The organism is Hyphomicrobium sp. (assembly GCF_035687085.1).
Lineage (GTDB): Bacteria > Pseudomonadota > Alphaproteobacteria > Rhizobiales > Hyphomicrobiaceae > Hyphomicrobium_B.
Map to the genome: position 1 here is coordinate 219585 of NZ_DASRYS010000005.1, position 21123 is coordinate 240707.

General features: G+C 62.2%; 19 protein-coding genes. 18 read left to right on the forward strand and 1 reads right to left on the reverse strand.

All coding sequences use genetic code 11. The features are described from left to right. Positions 1–196 precede the first annotated feature (196 nt). From aroA to VFG26_RS04575, 18 genes are all read left to right on the forward strand, one after another. A complete protein-coding gene (gene aroA, locus VFG26_RS04490; protein ID WP_325022664.1) occupies positions 197–1552 on the forward strand; it encodes a 3-phosphoshikimate 1-carboxyvinyltransferase in 1356 nt (451 codons plus the stop codon). Next, the gene (cmk, locus tag VFG26_RS04495; protein WP_325022666.1) at positions 1549–2178 is read left to right on the forward strand and encodes a (d)CMP kinase; all 630 of its coding nucleotides are present in this window, start codon (positions 1549–1551) and stop codon (positions 2176–2178) included. The genes aroA and cmk overlap by 4 nt, the downstream gene beginning before the upstream one ends. 228 nt (positions 2179–2406) lie before the next feature. Beyond that, positions 2407–5085 (forward strand): pyruvate dehydrogenase (acetyl-transferring), homodimeric type, encoded by a 2679-nt coding sequence (gene aceE, locus VFG26_RS04500; protein ID WP_325022668.1) that lies wholly within the window; start codon positions 2407–2409, stop codon positions 5083–5085. Between the two features lie 18 nt (positions 5086–5103). Beyond that, a complete protein-coding gene (gene aceF, locus VFG26_RS04505) occupies positions 5104–6411 on the forward strand; it encodes a dihydrolipoyllysine-residue acetyltransferase (protein WP_325022670.1) in 1308 nt (435 codons plus the stop codon). A 9-nt stretch (positions 6412–6420) separates the two neighbouring features. After that, positions 6421–8187: a dihydrolipoyl dehydrogenase gene (gene lpdA, locus VFG26_RS04510; RefSeq protein WP_325022672.1), complete on the forward strand. Its 1767-nt coding sequence runs from the start codon at positions 6421–6423 to the stop codon at positions 8185–8187. A gap of 288 nt (positions 8188–8475) precedes the next feature. Next, on the forward strand, positions 8476–10197 hold the full coding sequence (gene rpsA / locus VFG26_RS04515; RefSeq protein WP_325022674.1) for a 30S ribosomal protein S1: 1722 nt from the start codon (positions 8476–8478) through the stop codon (positions 10195–10197). Between the two features lie 193 nt (positions 10198–10390). Then, a complete protein-coding gene (gene sppA / locus VFG26_RS04520; protein WP_325022676.1) occupies positions 10391–11353 on the forward strand; it encodes a signal peptide peptidase SppA in 963 nt (320 codons plus the stop codon). A gap of 32 nt (positions 11354–11385) precedes the next feature. After that, the gene (gene ihfB / locus VFG26_RS04525) at positions 11386–11685 is read left to right on the forward strand and encodes an integration host factor subunit beta (protein ID WP_325022679.1); all 300 of its coding nucleotides are present in this window, start codon (positions 11386–11388) and stop codon (positions 11683–11685) included. Positions 11686–11749: 64 nt separating this feature from the next. Then, on the forward strand, positions 11750–12100 hold the full coding sequence (locus VFG26_RS04530) for a LapA family protein (RefSeq protein WP_325022681.1): 351 nt from the start codon (positions 11750–11752) through the stop codon (positions 12098–12100). 17 nt (positions 12101–12117) lie between these two features. Beyond that, a complete protein-coding gene (locus VFG26_RS04535) occupies positions 12118–12357 on the forward strand; it encodes a hypothetical protein (protein ID WP_325022683.1) in 240 nt (79 codons plus the stop codon). Between the two features lie 13 nt (positions 12358–12370). Next, positions 12371–13021 (forward strand): phosphoribosylanthranilate isomerase, encoded by a 651-nt coding sequence (locus VFG26_RS04540; RefSeq protein ID WP_325022685.1) that lies wholly within the window; start codon positions 12371–12373, stop codon positions 13019–13021. 46 nt (positions 13022–13067) lie between these two features. Beyond that, a complete protein-coding gene (gene trpB / locus VFG26_RS04545; RefSeq protein ID WP_325022687.1) occupies positions 13068–14309 on the forward strand; it encodes a tryptophan synthase subunit beta in 1242 nt (413 codons plus the stop codon). A 1-nt stretch (position 14310) separates the two neighbouring features. Then, the gene (gene trpA, locus VFG26_RS04550) at positions 14311–15141 is read left to right on the forward strand and encodes a tryptophan synthase subunit alpha (protein WP_325022689.1); all 831 of its coding nucleotides are present in this window, start codon (positions 14311–14313) and stop codon (positions 15139–15141) included. Positions 15142–15318: 177 nt separating this feature from the next. After that, a complete protein-coding gene (gene accD / locus VFG26_RS04555) occupies positions 15319–16401 on the forward strand; it encodes an acetyl-CoA carboxylase, carboxyltransferase subunit beta (RefSeq protein ID WP_325022691.1) in 1083 nt (360 codons plus the stop codon). Between the two features lie 28 nt (positions 16402–16429). Beyond that, positions 16430–17779: a folylpolyglutamate synthase/dihydrofolate synthase family protein gene (locus tag VFG26_RS04560; RefSeq protein WP_325022693.1), complete on the forward strand. Its 1350-nt coding sequence runs from the start codon at positions 16430–16432 to the stop codon at positions 17777–17779. 246 nt (positions 17780–18025) lie between these two features. After that, on the forward strand, positions 18026–19546 hold the full coding sequence (gene adh, locus VFG26_RS04565) for an aldehyde dehydrogenase (RefSeq protein WP_325022696.1): 1521 nt from the start codon (positions 18026–18028) through the stop codon (positions 19544–19546). An 81-nt stretch (positions 19547–19627) separates the two neighbouring features. After that, the gene (locus VFG26_RS04570; RefSeq protein ID WP_325022698.1) at positions 19628–20023 is read left to right on the forward strand and encodes a DUF779 domain-containing protein; all 396 of its coding nucleotides are present in this window, start codon (positions 19628–19630) and stop codon (positions 20021–20023) included. Positions 20024–20057: 34 nt separating this feature from the next. After that, on the forward strand, positions 20058–20657 hold the full coding sequence (locus tag VFG26_RS04575; protein WP_325022700.1) for a cysteine hydrolase family protein: 600 nt from the start codon (positions 20058–20060) through the stop codon (positions 20655–20657). Between the two features lie 75 nt (positions 20658–20732). Here the strand turns inward: VFG26_RS04575 and trxA are convergent, their stop codons facing one another. Continuing rightward, positions 20733–21065: a thioredoxin gene (gene trxA / locus VFG26_RS04580; RefSeq protein ID WP_290991305.1), complete on the reverse strand. Its 333-nt coding sequence runs from the start codon at positions 21063–21065 to the stop codon at positions 20733–20735. Positions 21066–21123 lie beyond the last annotated feature (58 nt).

Below are 21123 nucleotides of genomic sequence, written 5' to 3' on the forward strand. Positions count from 1 at the left end.
CTGCCATAGGCGGTGCCCCCTGTCAAAACGAAAAAGTGGGAGCTGGCAGGCCTGCGTCAAGGTCCCCTGGAAAGGGCGTTTTGACCAGCGCTCAGGGCCGCCGTTGACATGGCGTCGCGGTCCAGTGTCTATCCGGGCCACAGATGAGCGAAATGCTCCTGATACGCCCGATTTTCAACGGTTCGGAAGGTCGATCTTGAACACTACATCCATACCGAAACCGCTGTCGTCTCGCCGCGCGGGGCCGCTTCATGGCCGGGTCCGGGTGCCGGGGGACAAATCCATTTCCCACCGGGCACTGATTTTCGGGGCGCTGGCCACCGGCACGACGCGCATCACCGGGCTTCTGGAAGCCGAGGACGTCATCAATACGGCGCGCGCGGTGACTGCGATGGGCGCCAAGGCCGAGAAGCAGGGCGACGTTTGGGAAGTAAAGGGTCGCGGAGTCGGCGGGCTGAAGGCGCCGGCCGCGCCGCTCGATTTCGGCAACTCCGGTACCGGTACGCGGCTGATGATGGGCGTCGTCGCCGGTCATCCGATGACGGTCACGATGGTTGGCGATGCTTCGCTGTCGCGGCGGCCGATGCGGCGCGTTCTGGCTCCGCTCGTGGAAATGGGCCTTGAGGTTCTGGAGCCCGGCCGGGAGATGCTGCCGCTGACGCTCAAGGGCACGAGCGAGTTGATCCCGATCGTGTACACGCTTCCTGTTCCGTCGGCGCAGGTGAAGAGCGCCGTTCTGATCGCCGGTCTTCATGCGGCGGGCGAGACGACGGTCGTCGAGCGCGAGCCGACACGCGATCACACCGAGCGCATGCTGCGCCATTTCGGCGCGAGCGTCCGGACCGAGGCGAAAGGCGCGGATACCCACATTACTGTTAAGGGCCACGCGGAACTCACGGGCAAGGACGTCCACGTCCCAGGCGATCCCTCGTCCGCTGCGTTTCTGGCTGCGGCGGCGCTGCTCGTGCCCGGTTCCGATGTGACGATCGAGGGCATCCTCATCAACCCGACGCGTATTGGGCTCTATATTACACTGCAGGAGATGGGCGGCGACGTCACCTTCCTCAACGAGCGCGAGGAGGGCGGCGAGCCCGTCGCCGATATTCGCGTTCGCTATTCCCGTCTCAAGGGCGTGCGGGTGCCGGCGGAACGCGCGCCGTCGATGATCGACGAGTATCCCGTGCTTGCGGCGATCTCGGCCTTTGCCGAGGGCGAAACGCGAATGGATGGCCTCGCCGAACTTAAGGTCAAGGAGAGCGACCGGCTGCAGGCGACCGCCGCTGGCTTGGCGGCCAACGGCGCCAACGTGCGGGTCGACGGCGACAGTCTTATTGTGACCGGCAGCGGGGGCCTCAAGGGCGGCGGCGTGGTTACAACTCACCTCGATCACCGCATCGCAATGGCCTTCCTGACGGCCGGCCTCGCCAGCGAGCAGCCGATCGTCGTGGACGACTCGACCATGATCGCGACGAGTTTCCCCGAGTTCCGGCAGTTGATGGAAACGCTCGGGGCCTCCTATGAAGAGCCCGCTCGCCTGGGAGAACGCAGTTGATCATCGCGATCGATGGCCCGGCCGCGTCAGGCAAGGGCACTTTGGCGAAGCGGATCGCGGCCCATTTCGGCATGGGTTGGCTCGATACGGGGCTGCTTTATCGCGCGGTTGCTAGGGATGTGCTCGCGGCGGGGCACGATTTGGAAGATATCGAGGCGGCGAAGACGGCTGCCCAGTCGATCAATGCCGAGACGCTGGACGATCCCGCGCTGCGGGGCCCCAAAGCCGGGGACGCGGCTTCGATCGTCGCTAAGATCCCCGAGGTGCGCGCCGCGTTGCTCGACTATCAACGGGCATTCGCGCACCAGGAGAAGGGCGCCGTGCTTGATGGGCGCGATATCGGCACCGTCGTGTGCCCGGATGCCGATGTGAAGATTTTCGTCACCGCTTCCGCCGAGGCCCGGGCGAAGCGGCGTTTCCTGGAGCACGAGTCCCGTGGCGACAGCGTCACTTATGACGACCTTTTGGCCGATATCCGCCAGCGGGATGCGCGGGACAGTGGCCGGTCCGCTGCGCCCATGCTTGCCGCTGCCGATGCGCTGCATCTCGACACGACTGCGCTCGACGCAGAGCAGACCTTTGCGGCGGCTCTGGACATGATCGAAGGCAAGCGGAAGACTTCCTGACGATCCTCCATGACCCGCATTCGCCGCGCCAGAGGCGATGCACGACGACGGTTGGCCCGAAGCGGCGGCCACCCAGCTAAATATAGAGATCATAAACGATTTTTGATTTCTAGATCGCGCATCGCTGCCGCGCGCCTGTGCTAAACAGTTTTGGTATGCGCGAGTTCGAACCGGGACGCCCGTCTCGGGGTTTTGCTTATTGCTCGCGGACGAGGACCAAAGGACACCATGGGCAAGGACGACCAAAAGGTTCTGAAGCCGGAAGATCCCGAAATTCGCGATTGGACGGAGTCGATATCGTCCGTCATCGCATATGGGGGCACGGAACGCGCCGACGACATTCTGGAAGAAGTCGTCGAGCGGGCGCGGGTCAGCGGCGCCTCGATCCCGTTCGCTTCGAGCACGGCCTACATCAACTCGATCAGCCCGGATGATGAGCCCAAGCTTCCCGGCAATCGCGAACTCGAACACCGCATTTCGTCGGCGATCCGCTGGAACGCGGCGGCGATGGTTTTGCGCGCGAATAAAGAGTCGACCGAGCTCGGCGGCCATATCGCCAGCTACCAGTCGGCGGCGACACTCTATGAGACCGGCTTCATGCACTTCTGGCATGCAGCCTCAGAAATGCACGGCGGCGATCTCATTCTCATTCAGGGTCATTCGTCGCCCGGCATTTACGCCCGCGCGTTCCTGGAAGGCCGGCTTGATGAGGATCGGCTTCTGCATTTCCGCCAGGAAGTCGGCGGTAAGGGACTGCCGTCCTATCCGCATCCGTGGCTGATGCCCGACTTCTGGCAGTTTCCGACCGTCTCGATGGGTCTTGGGCCGTTGATGGCGATTTATCAGGCGCGGTTTCTCAAATATCTCCACGCGCGCGGATTGGCGAATACGGAAGACCGCAAGGTCTGGGTGTTCTGCGGTGATGGCGAAATGGACGAGCCGGAAAGTCTCGGCGCGATTTCGCTGGCGGGCCGCGAGAAGCTCGACAACCTCATCTTCGTCGTCAATTGCAACCTGCAGCGGCTCGATGGGCCGGTGCGCGGCAACGGCAAAATCATCCAGGAACTCGAGCGCAACTTCCGCGGTGCCGGTTGGAACGTTCTGAAGGTCATCTGGGGCTCGCAGTGGGATGAGCTTCTGGCGCGCGACACGACGGGTAAGTTGCGGCAGCTGATGGAAGAGTGCGTCGACGGCGAGTACCAAGTCTTCAAGTCGCGCGACGGCGCTTTCATCCGCAAGCACTTCTTTGGCCGTTATCCAGAGACGGCGGCGCTCGTGGAAGACTGGTCGGACGAGAAAATCTGGCGGCTGACGCGCGGCGGGCATGATCCTTCGAAGGTCTATGCGGCCTATTCGGCCGCGACCCAACACAAGGACCAGCCGATCTGCATCCTCGCCAAGACCGTCAAAGGTTACGGCATGGGGCCGGCGGGCGAAGGCCAGATGCTTGCGCATCAGTCGAAGAAGATGGACGTGCAGGCGCTGCGCCAGTTCCGCGACCGCTTCAAGGTGCCGGTTTCGGATGAGCAGCTCGCCGAGCTGCCGTTCATCCGTTTCGAGAAGGGCTCGCCCGAGTACGAATACCTGCACAAGATGCGGCGCAATCTCGGCGGCTATCTGCCGTCGCGCCGGCGCAAGTCATCGCTGACGCTCGAAGCGCCGCCGCTGTCGCTGTTTGAATCGCAGCTCAAAGGTTCCGACGGCCGGGAAATCTCGACGACGATGGCGTTCGTGCGCATTCTGACCGCGCTCATGCGCGACAAGACGCTCGGCCGCCACATCGTTCCGATCGTGCCGGACGAGAGCCGGACGTTCGGCATGGAAGGCATGTTCCGGCAGTTCGGCATTTTCAGCCAGGTGGGCCAGCTCTACCGGCCGGAAGATGCCGATCAGCTGATGTTCTACAAGGAAGACAAGTCCGGCCAGATGCTGCAGGAAGGCATCAACGAAGCGGGCGCGATGGCGTCGTGGATCGCAGCGGCGACGAGCTATTCGACGTCGGACGTGCCGATGGTGCCGTTCTACATCTTCTATTCGATGTTCGGATTCCAGCGCATCGGCGATCTCGCGTGGGCGGCGGGCGACGAACGTTGCCGCGGTTTTCTTCTCGGCGGAACGTCGGGCCGCACGACGCTCAATGGCGAAGGCTTGCAGCATGAGGACGGTCACAGCCACCTCATCGCCGCGACGGTGCCGAACTGCATCTCGTATGATCCGACGTTCAACTACGAAGTCGCGGTCATCATCCAGGACGGCATGAGACGCATGCTGACGGATCAGGAAGATGTTTTCTACTATCTGACGCTGCTCAACGAGAACTACGAGCATCCGCCGATGCCGGCGGGCGTGGAAGAGGGCATCATCAAGGGCATGTACCTGTTCCGCGCGGCACCTGAAGATGCCACGGGCCACAAAGTGCAGCTGATGGGCTCGGGCGCCATCCTGCGCGAGGTCATCGCGGCCGCCGATTTGTTGCGCGACGATTGGGGCATTCACGCCGACATCTGGAGTGTGACGAGCTTTACGGAGCTTGCCCGCGAAGCCCACGATGCGGAGCGCTGGAACCTCTTGCATCCGGAAGAGCCCCCGCGCGTGCCTTACGTGACGCAGAAGATTTCCGAGCGCGGTGAGGGGCCAGTCATCGCGTCGACCGACTACATGAAGCTCTATGCCGATCAGGTCCGGCCGTCGGTTCCCAACAAGTACTCGGTTCTAGGCACTGATGGTTTCGGCCGTTCCGATTACCGGCGGACGCTGCGCTACTTCTTCGAGGTCGACCGGCACTTCGTGACGGTTGCAGCTCTCAAGGCGCTTGCCGACGAGAACAAGATTCCCTCGATCAAGGTCGCTGAAGCGATCAAGAAATACGGGATCAATCCCGACAAAGCCAATCCGGCTCGCAGCTGACAGGACAGGTTCGAATACATGCCGCTCGTCGACATCAAGGTGCCGAATATCGGAGATTTCGAAAATGTCCCAGTTGTCGAAATTCAGGTGAAGCCGGGCGATGCGGTGAAGGCGGACGATCCGCTGATCACGCTCGAAAGCGACAAGGCCGCGATGGATGTGCCCGCGCCCGTTGAGGGCAAAGTCGCGGAGATCCTCGTCGCGATCGGCGACAAGGTCAGCGAAGGCAGCGTCATCATCAAGCTGGATACGGCGGGCGAGGCCGAAGCTTCGGCAGCGAACGGGAAGGATCACGCAAAAGCTGAGGCTCCTGCGAAGCCTGAGCCTCCTGCTGCAAAGCCTGCGAGCGCGCCGGAGAAAGCTCCGCAGCGGGAAGCTAAAGAAGCTCCGTCGTTACCGACGCCCGGGGACTTCGGCTCTGTCTATGCGAGCCCGTCGGTGCGCCGCATCGCGCGCGATCTTGATGTCGATCTGACCAAGGTCAAAGGGACGGGCGACAAGGGCCGCATCACGAAGGATGACGTGAAGGCCTTTATCGCGAAGAGCAGCCAGCCTGCTGCGGCACCGGGCGGGGCGGCGGCTCAGACGAGCGGTATTCCGGAAATTCCAGCGCAGGACTTTTCGAAGTTCGGCCCGGTCGAAACGAAGCCGATGTCGCGGCTGAAGCGATTGACGGGTCCTAACCTGCATCGCGCGTGGCTGAACGTTCCGCACGTCACCAACTCGGACGAAGCCGACATCACCGATCTCGAAGCCTATCGCCGCGAGCTCGACGCCACGGCGAAGGACAAAGGCTATCGGGTGACGCTCGTCGCGTTTCTGCTGAAGGCGTCGGTGTCGGCGTTGAAAGAATATCCGGACGTCAATTCATCGCTCGCGCCGAGCAAGGACGCGCTCATTCTCAAGCGCTACTACAACATCGGCGTCGCGGTGGACACGCCCGATGGGCTCGTCGTTCCGGTCATCAAGGACGTCGATCGCAAGGGCATTCTCGAGCTGAGCCAAGAACTGACGACGGTTTCGGCGCGCATGCGCGAGGGTAAGATCACGCCGACGGATATTTCAGGCGCGACGTTCTCCATTTCGAGCCTCGGCGGTATCGGCGGCACGAACTTCACGCCGATCGTCAATGCGCCGGAAGTCGCCATTCTTGGAGCAGTGCGCGCACAGATGAAGCCGCAGTGGGATGGTTCCGCGTTTCAGCCACGGCTGATGCTGCCGCTGTGCCTATCATATGATCATCGGGTGGTCGATGGGGCGTTGGCTGCACGGTTCTTGAGAAAGCTTTGCGATGGGCTGGCCGATGTCCGCCAGCTTGTCCTGTAGGACTTTGTGATGAGCAAAAAGGAAATCCGCGTTCCCGTTCTCGGCGATTTCGAGAACGTGCCCGTCATCGAAGTGCACGTGAAGCCGGGCGCGACGATTGCTGCCGAAGATGCGCTCGTCACGCTGGAAAGCGATAAGGCTTCGTTTGACGTGCCGGCGCCGGAAGGCGGCAAGGTCGTCGAGGTCCTCGTTAAAGTCGGCGACAAGGTGAGCGAAGGCAGCGCGATCCTGATGCTGGAGACGCAATCGGGAGCGAGCGAGGAGCCGCCTGCGGAATCCAAGCCAGCGCCGCCGAAGAAGGAAGAGGCCTCGCCGCCACCCGCTACGGCGGGGACGTTCTCGGGCGAGCCCGATCACACATGCGAAGTCTTGGTATTGGGGGCCGGGCCCGGCGGCTATTCCGCAGCGTTTCGCGCGGCCGATCTCGGCGCGAAGACGATCCTCGTTGATCGCTCGCCGACGCTCGGCGGTGTTTGCCTGAATGTCGGGTGCATTCCATCGAAGGCGCTTTTGCATACGGCGTTCGTCATCGACGAAGCGGCGGCACTCGCCAAGCACGGCATTACGTTCGGCGCGCCGAAGATCGATCTGAAAAAGCTCGCAGCATACAAGAATGCGGTCGTCGGCAAGCTGACGGGCGGGCTCGCGTCGATGGCGAAGGCGCGCAAGGTTACGACGCTGCGCGGGACCGGTACGTTCATCGACGATCATCATCTGAAAGTCGCGTTCGAAGACGGCCGGGAAGAGACGGTGCGCTTCGAGAAGGCGATCATTGCGGCGGGATCGGAGGCGGTGCAGCTGCCGTTCATGCCGTCCGATCCGCGCATCGTCGATTCCACCGGCGCGCTCGAACTTCCGCAGGTTCCGGACAGGATGCTCGTCATCGGCGGCGGCATCATCGGTCTCGAGATGGCGACCGTTTATTCGACGCTTGGCGCGCGGATAGACGTTGTCGAGTTGCTCGATGGCTTGATGCCGGGCGCCGACCGCGATCTCGTCAATGTCTGGCAGAAGGTCAACGCGCGCCGTTTTGATAAGGTGATGCTGAAGACCAAGGTCGTCGCGGCGGAAGCGAAGCCGGACGGTATTCACGTCACGTTCGAGGGTGCGGACGCGCCAGATGAGGCGCAGCGTTACGGTATGGTGCTCGTGGCGGTCGGGCGCAGGCCCAACGGAAAGGTCATCGGCGCGGATAACGCCGGCGTCGCCGTGTCGGACCGGGGCTTCATTCCGGTCGATCGCCAGATGCGAACGAATGTTCCCAACATTTTCGCCATCGGCGACATCGCGGATGAGCCGATGCTGGCGCACAAGGCCGTGCACCAGGGGCACGTGGCGGCCGAGAATGCAGCGGGGGGCAAAAGCTTCTTCGATGCGCGCCAGATCCCGTCCGTCGCCTACACGGACCCTGAGATCGCCTGGGCCGGTTTGACCGAGACTGAGGCCAAGGCCCAAGGGATCGCCTACAAGAAGGCCGTGTTCCCGTGGGCGGCGTCGGGGCGGGCCATCGCCAACGGCCGGGACGAGGGCTTCACCAAGCTCCTTTTCGACGAGAGCACCGAGCGGATCATCGGCGGGGCGATCGTCGGCACGGAAGCCGGAAATCTCATTTCCGAGATATGCCTTGCCATCGAAATGGGGGCGGACGCGATCGACATCGGCAAGACCATCCACCCGCACCCGACGCTGTCGGAATCGGTCGGCATGGCAGCCGAGGTGGCTGAAGGCGTCTGCACGGACCTGATGCCCCCAAAACAGCCCCGGGTTAAGGCTTAAAAGCCTGCGCTGGGGGCCTTGCGTTCGAGGGGGCTGTTGGCTATACCAGCGCCCATTCGACGTCGCTGTCGGATGGTCAAGAGGAAGATCAGCCGGTTGGGCGCCCCAAAGGGGCCCCGAATTCTGACCGGCAGGGCTGCGGCCCATCACGGCGACATCACATCCAGAACATCAGCGCCCTAAAGTCAGGCATCGCGTTCGCGCGGGTCTGCTCATCGGCGTTTCAGACATCAACCCCAACTCGTCCGGCCGCCGTGCCGGGCACCACGCGATACCTGAGGAGAGCGAATGTCCGCTGACGTTACCAACACAGATTTCAACCCATCGCGCGAAGATTTCGCTGCGCTGCTGGCCGAGAGCCTTGCCAAGGACGACCTGTTCGAAGGGTCCGTCGTCAAGGGCAAGATCGTCGGCATCGAAAAGGACATGGCGATCATCGACGTCGGCTTGAAGATGGAAGGCCGCGTCGCGATGAAGGAGTTCGGCGTCGGCGGCAAGCCGGGCGACCTCAAAGTCGGCGACACCGTTGAAGTCTACCTGGAGCGCGTCGAGAACGCGCTCGGTGAAGCGGTTCTATCGCGCGACAAGGCTCGCCGCGAAGAAAGCTGGACCCGCCTCGAGCGCCTCTATGAGAAGGGCGAGAAGGTTACGGGCGTGATCTTCAACAAGGTCAAGGGCGGTTTCACCGTCGACCTCGACGGCGCCGTAGCGTTCCTTCCGGGCAGCCAGGTCGATATCCGCCCCGTTCGCGATATCGGACCTTTGATGCATCAGCCGCAGCCGTTCCAGATCCTTAAGATGGATCGCCGTCGCGGCAACATCGTTGTTTCGCGCCGCTCGGTTCTCGAAGAGAGCCGCGCCGAGCAGAGAACGGAAATCGTCGCTCGTCTCGCCGAAGGCCAGATCATCGACGGTCTCGTCAAGAACATCACCGACTACGGTGCGTTCATCGATCTCGGCGGCATCGACGGTCTGCTTCACGTCACCGATATGGCGTGGCGCCGCGTCAACCATCCGTCCGAAATCCTCAACGTCGGCGATACGGTGAAGGTGCAGATCATCCGCATCAACCCGGAAACGCAGCGTATTTCGCTCGGCATGAAGCAGCTTCAGTCTGACCCGTGGTCGGCGATCGAAGCCAAGTATCCGGTCGGCGCTCGCGTCAAGGGCACCGTGACGAACATTGCCGACTACGGCGCGTTCGTTGAGCTGGAGCCGGGCGTCGAAGGCCTCATCCACGTCTCGGAAATGAGCTGGACGAAGAAGAACACGCACCCTGGCAAGATCGTCTCGACGAGCCAGCAGGTCGAAGTTCAGGTTCTCGAAGTCGATCCGCAGAAGCGCCGTATCTCGCTCGGCCTGAAGCAGACGCAGGAGAACCCGTGGGATGCGTTCCTGACGCAGCACCCGAAGGGCTCGATCGTCGAAGGCCCGATCCGCAACATCACGGAATTCGGTCTTTTCATCGGCCTCGACAACGGCATCGACGGCATGGTCCACCTGTCCGACCTCGACTGGCAGAAGCCGGGCGACGAAGTCATCAAGGACTACAAGAAGGGCGACAACGTCAAAGCCATGGTGCTCGATGTTGACGGCTCGAAGGAGCGCATCTCGCTCGGCGTCAAGCAGCTGTCGGGCGACCCGGCAGACGCCATGGCGAAGTACAAGAAGGGCGATGCCGTCACCGGTACGGTCACGGCGGTCAGCGACGCTGGCATCGAGGTCAAGATCGCAGACAGCGAGCTGTCCTCGTTCATCAAGCGCGCCGATCTTTCGCGCGATCGCTCCGAGCAGCGTCCTGAGCGCTTCAACGTCGGCGACAAGGTCGACGCCGGCGTGATCTCGGTCGACAAGGCTGCGCGCCGCATCGCTCTCTCGATCAAGGCGCTGGAGCTTGCCGAAGAGAAGCAGGCGGTCGCTCAGTACGGCTCGACCGACTCGGGCGCTTCGCTCGGCGACATCTTCAAGGCTGCCATCAAGAAGCGCGAAGGCGCAGAAGACTCCGAGTAATCGGATCAAGGCTTAGCCTGAGAAATCCTGAGGCGCGCGGCAGCCCCCTGTCGCGCGCCTTAACTTTTGGGCGAGAGGTCGCGGGCTTTCCCGTTGCTCGCGGCCGCAACCTTGCCTACGTTCGCGCGAGAACAAGCCGCGCCTCACGGGCCTCCCGCCCGGAGGCTGCGCGCACGGAAAGGGCACACCCCCCATGCTTGAAACGGAAACGGTTCTGGACCGCCGGCGGCTGCGCCGCTCGGTGTCGCTCTGGCGGGCGGCCGGGCTCATCGGCGCTCTGGTCGCGATCGGAGCGCTGGCGCTCGGCGGCAACAAGCTGGCGACACTTGGCGAAAAGCAGATCGCCCGGGTGACGATTGACGGGACGATCACCGAAGACCGCGACCAGCTCAAATTGCTGAAGGACATCGGCGACGACGATAGCGTTTCGGGCGTCCTGTTATTCATTAACAGCCCGGGCGGCACGACGACGGGTGGCGAGGCGCTTTTTGAGGGTATCCGGGCGCTGACCAAGAAGAAGCCCGTGGTGGCCCAGTTTGGCACCGTAGCGGCCTCGGCGGCCTATATCGCAGGGATAGCAACCGACCACATCGTTGCCCGTGGAAACACGATTACGGGCTCTGTGGGCGTCATCGTACAATGGCCCGAGGTCGTGCAGCTGCTCGACAAGATCGGCGTCAAAATGAACGAGGTTAAGAGTGGTCCGCTGAAGGCCTCGCCTTCGCCCTTCGAGCCGCTCGAGGAACCCGGCCGGAAGGTCGCCGAGAATATGGTTGCCGACGGCTTCAAGTGGTTCGTGGGGCTGGTCGAGACCCGGCGCGGGGTCAAGGCCACGGACGTTCCAGGCCTGCTGGAAGGCCGGATTTACTCGGGCCGCGAGGCTTTGGAAGCGAAGTTGGTTGATCAACTCGGCGGCGAGGACGAAGCCGTCAAATGGCTCAAGGACGTGAAAAGCGTTCCGCAAGGTGCGAAAGTCGTCGATTGGAAGCCTGGAAACAGCAACGCCTACGGATTTGGCGCCATGTCGGCGGGCATCGTGGGGTGGCTCTTCGGCCAAACCGCGGGGGATGCTGCAAATTTTTTGCTTCGTGATCGGATGATTTCGACGCTCGGGCTTGACGGTCTTCTCTCAGTTTGGCACCCTTCTGAAAAATAAGAAGAAATGGTCGCCGAAGCTGGGAGCGAAACGTGATCAAATCGGAGCTTGTGCAACGGATTGCCACTGCCAATCCGCATCTTTACCATCGCGACGTCGAACGCATCGTCAACGTAATTTTCGATGAAATTGTCGATGCTTTGTCGCGAGGTGATCGCGTGGAGCTTCGCGGTTTCGGGGCGTTCACGGTGAAGCATCGCGCATCGCGGCAGGGAAGAAATCCCCGAACCGGAACGACGGTCGCGGTCGCTGAGAAATTCGTGCCGTTCTTCAAGACGGGCAAAGAACTTCGCGACAGGCTGAACAAGCTCAACGGCGCGAAGCAGCACTAACGAACAAGCACTGAAGCGGTGGCGGCGGCTGCGGAATTCGCGTGTGCGCAAAGTGAGGTAGATCATGTTCCGGCGAATTCTCGCGCTACTTATCGGGTTTCCGCTCGGCATTATCCTCGTTGCCATTGCGGTTTCGAACCGGCAGCCGGTCAATCTGATCCTCGATCCGTTTCGTCCGGAAACGCCGGCGCTCTCTATTGAACTGCCCTTCTATATCTATCTTCTGGCCGCTCTCGTTCTCGGCGTCGTCCTCGGTGGTATCGCAACGTGGATGGGGCAGAGCCGTTGGCGTCAGACGGCGCGTTCGCAAGGCAAGCGCGCCGCGCGCTGGCAGGCAGAGGCCGATCGCCTTGCGCGCGAACGTGAAGCCGCCGCTGATGCCGTAGAGCAGCGCTTGGCGATCTCCGGGCGTTGAGATGAGCCCGGTCCTCGATGTCGTTTGATGCCTTGACGCTCTTCGGCCTCTTGGCCGTCAGCCTGATGCTTCTGTTCTATACGTTCGAGGACAGCAGCCCCTGGTGTATTCTCGGCTTTTCCATCGCCTGCGCGATGGGTTCGGTTTATGGCTTTCTGCAGGGCGCATGGCCATTCGGCCTTGTCGAAGGCGTTTGGACATTCATCGCCCTGAGGCGCTGGCAGCGGCGCCGTCTGACTGGTACGCCTGCGGCTTAACGCATGAAATTCGATGACCACACGCGCCAAAATTTGCGGGATCACGACGCCTGACGCCTTGGAGGCCGCCATTTCCGGCGGCGCCGATTACATCGGCCTTGTCTTCTTTCCGAAAAGCCCGCGTCACCTCGCAATCGCGCAAGCCAAGGCGCTGGCGGCCCAAGCGCGCGGGAAGGCGCAGATCGTGGCCCTGACCGTCGACGCGAACGATGCGACCCTGCAAGAGATCGTCGACGAGGTGGCGCCGGACATTCTGCAGCTGCACGGCCGCGAAGTGCCCGAGCGCGTGGCGCTCATCAAAAAGCAGTTCGGCCGCGCGATCATCAAAGCCATTCCCGTCGCCTCAGCAGACGATGCGGCAAGCGCCCAAGGCTTTACCGGCGCGGCCGACCTGATCCTGTTCGATGCGAAGGCGCCTCCCGGCTCGGCACTCCCCGGCGGCAACGGCATGACGTTCGACTGGCGCGCGCTCGAGGGCGTGGCAGGAGCCCATCCGTTCATGCTTTCCGGCGGGCTCGGGCCTGACAACGTCGCAGAGGCGATCGCGTTGACCCAGCCGATGGCGGTCGATGTATCGTCGGGCGTCGAAAGTGCGCCGGGGATCAAGGACCCGTCGCTGATCCACCGCTTTCTTCTGGCGATAAAGACCGCTAAGCAGACCTGATCTTTTCATCTCCCCGCCACAGGCTGCGGAGATAAGCGAGGCTTTCATGGCAACGAAATCTCAAAAGGCACCGGAAGCCGCTCTCAACAGCTATGCGACCGGTCCCGATGACAGGGGATTTTTCGGCATCTTCGGCGGCCGCTTCGTGGCTGAAACGCTGATGCCGCTGATCCTGGAACTCGAGCGCGCCTATGAGGCCGCGAAGGCTGATCCGGAATTCCAGCGCGAGCTCGATTCCTTGAGCCTGAATTACGCGGGCCGGCCGAGCCCGCTCTATTACGCCGAGCGCATGACGGCTGAACTCGGCGGCGCGAAGATCTACTTCAAGCGCGAAGAGCTCAATCACACAGGCTCGCACAAGATCAACAACTGCCTCGGGCAAATCCTGCTGGCGCGCCGCATGGGCAAGAAGCGGATCATCGCCGAGACGGGTGCAGGCCAGCACGGCGTCGCCGTTGCCACGGTGTGTGCGAAGTACGGCATGGAATGCGAAATCTACATGGGCGCCACCGACGTTGAACGTCAGGCACCCAACGTTGCGCGCATGACGCTGCTCGGCGCAAAGCTCAATCCGGTGACGTCGGGTGCGGGCACGTTGAAAGACGCAATGAATGAGGCGCTGCGCGATTGGGTCACCAACGTGCGCGATACGTACTATCTCATCGGCACGGCAGCGGGGCCGCATCCTTATCCGGCGATGGTGCGTGACTTCCAGTCGGTGATCGGCCGTGAAACGCGTTCGCAGATGCTGGAAGCCGAAGGACGGTTGCCCGATACGATCGTCGCCTGCATCGGCGGCGGCTCGAATGCGATTGGCATTTTCCATCCGTTCCTGGACGACCCAAGCGTGGCGATCTACGGCGTCGAAGCGGGTGGCCATGGCGTCGAGGTTGAGAACGGCCACGCGGCGTCGATGACCGGCGGGTCGCCCGGTGTGCTGCACGGCAATCGCACGTATCTCTTGCAGGATCGCGACGGACAAATTCTCGAAGGCCACTCGATTTCCGCGGGCCTCGATTATCCGGGCGTCGGGCCTGAGCATTCGTGGCTGAAGGATATCGGGCGCGTGACCTACGTCCCGGCGACCGACAAAGAAGCGCTCGATGCACTTCAGTTCTGCACGCGCCTTGAAGGCATCATTCCGGCGCTCGAGTCGAGCCACGCACTGGCACTCGTGAAGAAGCTCGCGCCGACTTTGCCGAAGGACAACCTTCTCGTCGTCAATATTTCCGGCCGAGGCGACAAGGATCTCGCCACGGTCGCGAAGCATCTGGGCATAAAGATCTAGGATGACCAAGCACGTCACACGCATCGATGCCCGCTTCGCGGCATTGAAAAAGGAAAATCGTCCGGCGCTCATCACGTTCGTGACTGCGGGCGATCCCGATCCCGAGACGAGCGCGCTGATCCTGGAGGACCTCGCCAAGGCCGGCGCGGATATCATCGAACTCGGCATGCCGTTCTCGGACCCGATGGCGGACGGCCCGGCGATCCAGGCTTCCTCGCAGCGGGCGTTGAAGGCCGGTCAGGACATGGTCAAGACGCTGCAGCTCGTCCGCGATTTCCGCGCCAAAGATGCGACCACGCCGATCGTCCTGATGGGCTACTACAATCCGATCTACGTCTACGGCAACGAGCGCTTCATCAAGGATGCGAAAGCGGCCGGCGTCGATGGCCTCATCGTCGTCGATGTGCCGCCAGAGGCCGACGACGAGCTGTGCCTTCCCGCGCTCAGCGCCGGGCTCAACTTCATCCGGCTCGCCACGCCCACGACCGACAAGCACCGTTTGCCCGCCGTTTTGAAGAATACGTCGGGTTTCGTTTACTATGTTTCCATTACGGGCATCACGGGCGCCGCGGCGCCGGTCGTTAACGACGTTCACGCCCAAGTTGCGGCCATTAAAGCCGAAACGCCGCTTCCCGTGGTCGTCGGCTTCGGCGTACGTTCGGGGGAGCAGGCCCGGGCCATCTCCAAGGGCGCCGACGGGGTCGTCGTCGGCTCAGCCATTGTTTCTCTTATAGAAAAGTCGCTCGGGGCGAACGGTGAGGCGACGGAAGAGACCCGCAAGGGCGTGCGGGAACTGGTGGGCGAATTGAGCGCGGCGCTATCGGCCGACTAGCGCTTTTCCTAGAGAAGTTCTATTGGAGACAGCCTTCTGCACCCCCATTTTTGGCGTTGTCCTAGCGCCAGCCCCCCGAGAGGCGCTAAATGGCGGTCGGTCTGCGAAGAGCTTGCCATCGTGCCCGCACGTTGATGCGATAGGCGCTGGGAGCGGCTTACAAGGAGCCAAGAGCACGTGAACTGGATTAACAACGTCGTCCGCCCCAAGATCAGTGGGCTACTTTCGACGGCGAAGCGGGATGTACCGGATAACCTCTGGGTGAAATGCCCGGAGTCGGGCCAGATGGTCTTCTACAAGGACCTCGAGGCCAATCAATTCGTTGTGCCCGGCTCGAACTATCACATGCGGATGGGTTCGCAGCAGCGCCTGCAGCACCTGTTCGACGGCGGCGAATATCGCACTGTGGCGGTGCCGTCCGTGCAGCAGGACCCGCTGAAGTTTCGCGACGGCCGCAAGTATACGGATCGTCTGAAGGACGCGAAGGCTGCAACGAAGCTCGAAGACGCCATCCTCGTTGGCGAGGGCGAACTCGACGGCATGCGGGTCGTCGCCGCGGCGCAGGATTTCCGCTTCATGGCGGGTTCGCTCGGCATGGCCGCCGGCGAAGCGATCATTGCGGGCATGCAGCGCGCGTACGAACTCAAAACGCCTTTTATTCTTTTTGCAGCATCGGGCGGTGCGCGCATGCAGGAGGGCATTCTCTCTCTCATGCAGATGCCGCGCACGACGATCGCGGTGCAGCGTCTGCGCGACGCGCGGCTTCCCTACATTGTCGTTCTGACGGACCCGACGACCGGCGGCGTGACCGCTTCCTACGCGATGCTCGGTGACATCCACATCGCGGAACCTGGCGCACTCATCTGCTTTGCCGGTCCGCGCGTCATTCAGCAGACGATCCGCGAGCAGCTTCCCGACGGCTTCCAGCGTGCCGAATATCTGCTTTCGCACGGCATGATCGACATGGTCGTACATCGCCATGAAATGCGTGAAACGCTTGCGCGCATCTCGCGGCTCTTGATGAGCGGCGTACAGGCGACGAAAGCCAAAGATACCCGCAAGATGAACGGCAAGCCCTACGTCAACGGCGCGCCTGTCGACGGCAAGGTGATCGAGACGGCCGCGCGGGAAAGCGGCGTCGTTGAACCGGAAGTGGTTCCGAACAGCCAGAGGTTCGAGCCGGGCAAGGGCGAGAAGCCTCGCCGCGATGAAGCCGGTTCGGCTTCGGCAGCCCCCAAGGACGCGCCCCAGGGCACCTAACAATTCTCAAAAGGTAGTGCGGGGCGGCATGACCTCGTCGACGACACGACGCACAAGCGACGCCATTCTGGCGGACATGATGCTTTTGCATCCCAAGCTGATCGACCTGTCGCTCGGCCGCGTGGAACGTTTGCTGGCGAAGCTCGGCCATCCCGAAAAGAAGCTTCCCCCTGTCGTGCATATCGCCGGGACCAACGGCAAGGGCTCGGTGACGGCTTATCTCAAAGCCTTCGCGGAAGCTGCTGGAAAGCGCGTGCACGTTTATACGTCGCCGCATCTCGTCCGCTTTCATGAGCGCATTGCGCTCGCGGGCGATGACGGCAAGGCGCACCCGATTGACGAAGACACGCTCGTCGATGTTCTGACGCGGGTTCACGCCGTCAACGATGGCGATGACATCACGCAATTCGAGATCACGACAGCAGCGGCGTTTCTTGCCTTCTCGGAACGGCCAGCCGACGTTCTTCTGCTCGAGGTTGGCCTTGGCGGCCGACTCGATGCGACGAACGTCATCGAGGATCCTGCACTCACCATCATCATGCCGATCTCGATGGACCACGCCGAAAAGCTCGGTCCGACGCTTGCCAAGATCGCGTTCGAGAAGGCCGGCATTCTGAAGCGTGGCGTTCCGGGCGTGGTCTCGCAGCAGTCGGACGATGTTTTGTCCGTGCTGGAATCGCGGGCGCGACAGCTCGGGGCACCGCTGACGGTTTGGGGCCGGGACTTCGACGCCTACGAACAGGCAGGCCGTCTGATCGTTCAGAGCAACGATCGGTTGCTGGACCTGCCGCTGCCCGCGCTCATCGGACGGCATCAGATCGTCAATGCCGGGACAGCGGTTGCTGCGGCGCTGACGCTGGGTGAGCGCATTCCGTCGCTCGCGATCGACGAGCGGGCTCTTGAAGAAGGGCTTCGCACCGTCGAATGGCCGGCGCGGATGCAGCACCTGACAACCGGGCCGCTACCTGCTCTTTTGGGCGAGGAGGCCGAGCTGTGGCTCGACGGCGGGCATAATCCGGCGGCCGGCGATATGGTCGCCGATACGCTCGCAACGCTCGATGAGAAGTCGCCCAAGCCCGTCTATCTGATCGTCGGGATGATGGGCCAGAAGGATGCGCTGGGCTTCCTTGCGCCGTTCCGCGGTCTTGTGCGGGCGATCTACACGGTGCCGATCCCCGGTGCGCACGAGGCCCCGCATAGCGAAGAAAATCTCGCCGAGGTCGCGCGGGGAGCCGGCATGCAGGCGATTGATCGCAAAAACGTGATCGACGCGCTGCAAACGATTGCCGGGCTTTCGAAAGGGCCTAAGCGCGTTTTGATTTGCGGCTCGCTTTATCTCGCCGGGCACGTCCTGACATTGCAGCAGGACCTCCAGTAGGCTTCGCAAAAGCTGCTGTTCAGCGGCGCAGCCAAATGCGCCGGCTGTTCATTAACTTGCCGACACGGAGATTTCAGAAAGCTTCGCTCGACCGGAGACGGCGCCGCGCGGCTGCGGCCTTGCATGGCTGCCCCTACCAAATAAAGCCGCGAAGTCAGGCAAGGTGAGCTTTCAAGGGCACTTAAATGCGCTAAAACTGAGCGATTAAAGACGCCGGTACAGGCGTCATTTCGGAGGAGATGCACGATGCAGCACGTAGCTATGGACAAGCTCAAAGGCCGGCAAGTCATCAAGCCGCGCTATGACAATTTCATCGGCGGCAAGTGGGTGGCTCCCGTCCGCGGCCAGTACTTCTCCAACGTCACGCCGATCACGGGCCAGCAGGTTTGCGAAGTTGCCCGCTCGACGGCTGAAGACATCGAACTCGCACTCGATGCTGCGCACAAGGCCAAGGACGCCTGGGGCAATTCTTCTCCGGCGACGCGCGCCCGCGTGCTGTCGAAGATTGCCGACCGCATGGAAGAGAACCTCGACATTCTCGCTCTCGTCGAGACGATCGATAACGGCAAGCCGATCCGCGAGACGACCCATGCCGATCTTCCGCTCGCCATTGATCACTTCCGCTACTTCGCCGGCTGCGTGCGCGCGCAGGAAGGCTCGATCGCGGAAATCGATCACGACACGGTCGCCTATCACTTCCACGAGCCGCTCGGCGTCGTCGGCCAGATCATTCCGTGGAACTTCCCGCTCCTCATGGCGGTGTGGAAGCTCGCGCCTGCGCTCGCTGCCGGCAACTGCGTGGTTCTGAAGCCCGCCGAGCAGACGCCGATGTCGATCATGGTTCTGATGGACCTGATCGCCGACCTCCTTCCGGAAGGCGTATTGAACGTCGTCAACGGGTTCGGCATCGAAGCCGGCAAGCCGCTCGCCCAGAACAAGCGTATCGCCAAGATCGCGTTCACGGGTGAGACGACGACGGGCCGTCTCATCATGCAGTACGCATCGGAGAACATCATTCCGTGCACGCTGGAGCTCGGCGGTAAGTCGCCCAACATCTTCTTCGCCGACGTGATGCAGGCCGATGATGAGTACTTCGACAAGTGCCTCGAAGGCTTCACGATGTTCGCGCTGAACCAGGGCGAGGTTTGCACGTGTCCGAGCCGCGCGCTCATCCAGCGTTCGATCTATGAGAAGTTCATGGAGCGGGCCTTGGAGCGCGTCGTAAAGATCAAGCAGGGTCATCCGATGGATGCCACGACGATGATCGGCGCGCAGGCGTCCAACGATCAGCTCGAAAAGATCCTGAGCTACATCGAGATCGGCAAGAGCGAAGGTGCCCGCGTGCTGACGGGCGGCCAGCGGGCGAACCTCGGCGGCGAGATCGCCAGCGGCTTCTACGTCGAGCCGACGGTTCTCGAAGGCCACAACAAGATGCGCGTCTTCCAGGAAGAGATCTTCGGACCCGTCGTCTCCGTCACGACCTTCGAGGATGACGAGGAAGCGCTCGCCATCGCCAACGACACGCTCTATGGCCTTGGCGCCGGCGTGTGGACGCGTAACGGCACGCGCGCCTATCGGATGGGCCGTGGCATCAAGGCGGGCCGCGTCTGGACCAACTGCTATCACGCTTATCCGGCGCACGCTGCGTTCGGTGGCTACAAGCAGTCGGGCATCGGCCGCGAGACGCACAAGATGATGCTCGATCATTATCAGCAGACGAAGAACATGCTCGTCAGCTACAGCCCGAAGGCGCTCGGCTTCTTCTGATGCCAGCAGGCTGAACCGCAAATCGAAGGGCATGCGCCGCGACCCGGTGCGTGCCCTTTCATTTTTCAAACGGAGGGCCAGATGGTCAGTCGCGTTACGGCGACGCCCGAGAGCTTGAAGCTGATCGAGAAGCTTCAAGGCATTCACGGGCCGCTGCTCTTTCATCAATCGGGCGGTTGCTGCGATGGCAGCGCGCCGATGTGCTACCCCCGCGGCGAGTTCAAGGTCGGCGCGCAGGATGTGTACATGGGCGAGATCGGCGGACAGCCGTTCTACATGGGCCGGTCGCAGTTCGAATACTGGCAGCACACCCATCTCATCATCGACGTCGTGCCAGGGCGCGGTTCCGGATTTTCGGTCGAAAGTCCGGAAGGCGTTCGCTTCCTGACGCGGTCGCGCATCTATTCGGATGCGGAAACCGAGGCGCTCGATGCGATGGGGCCGCCGCCGACAGGCGTCGAGCATCCGCCGCTCTAAGTAAAAACAATCAATCCGCTCGGGAGAGTTATCGATGACCGTTTCACGGACGCTGCGCGACATTGCGGGGCTTGGCTATACGCCTGCGCGCATCGCCAATTCGGCGCTGGTGCTGATCGACTGTCAGAACACGTATCGGGAAGGTATCATGCAGCTCGAAGGCGTGGAGCCGGCGCTTGCCGAATGCCAGAAGCTTTTGCAGCGCTATCGCGATGCCGGGCGGCCGATCATTCACATCCAGCACGATGCAGGCGCTGGTTCGCCTTATGACGTCAAGGATCGGATTGGAGCCATCGCGGAGCCGGTTGCACCGCAAGCGGGCGAGCCTGCAGTTGTGAAGAACTATCCAAGTTCGTTTGAGAAGACGAACCTCGATGAGCTGCTCAAGAACTTACGTGTTGAGGAACTGACGCTCGCGGGTTTCATGACGCACATGTGCGTGAATTCGACCGCGCGCGCTGCTTTCAATCATGGCTACCGTCCGACGGTCGTCGGCAATGCGACGGCAACGCGGTCGCTCGCCAGTCCTACGGGCGGTGTGGTTTCCGCGAAGGAGCTTCAGGAGGCGAGCCTCGTTGCCCTCAACGACATGTTCGCAGTCGTCGTACCGGGAGCGGAAAAGATCGCCGACTGATCGCGTGCTCGCGAAACCCCAGAAACAAAAAAGCCCCGCTTTCGCGGGGCTTTTCAAATCCGGTGTGCGCGGAGCTTAGACGGCTGCGGCGACGCTGGAGTTGATCCAGTCTTCGAGCTTCTTCTTCTGCACGATCGCGCCGGTGTGCTGGGCTGCAACCTTGCCGCCCTTGAAGATCAGCAACGTCGGCATAGCACGAATGCCATAATGGCCGGTGACCTGCGGGTTGGCGTCGACGTCGACTTTCACGACCTTAACCTTGCCGGTCATTTCCTTGGCGACCTGATCGAGCGCCGGTGCCATGGCCTTGCACGGGCCGCACCAGGTCGCGTGGAAGTCGACCAGAACGGGTTCGCTTGACTTCAAAACCTCTTCCTCGAAGCTTGCGTCTGTCACTGCGTTAGACATTGATAATTCTCCATTTCCGGGCCCGCGTTACCGGCCGAATCCCGATTTGCGGGCCCTT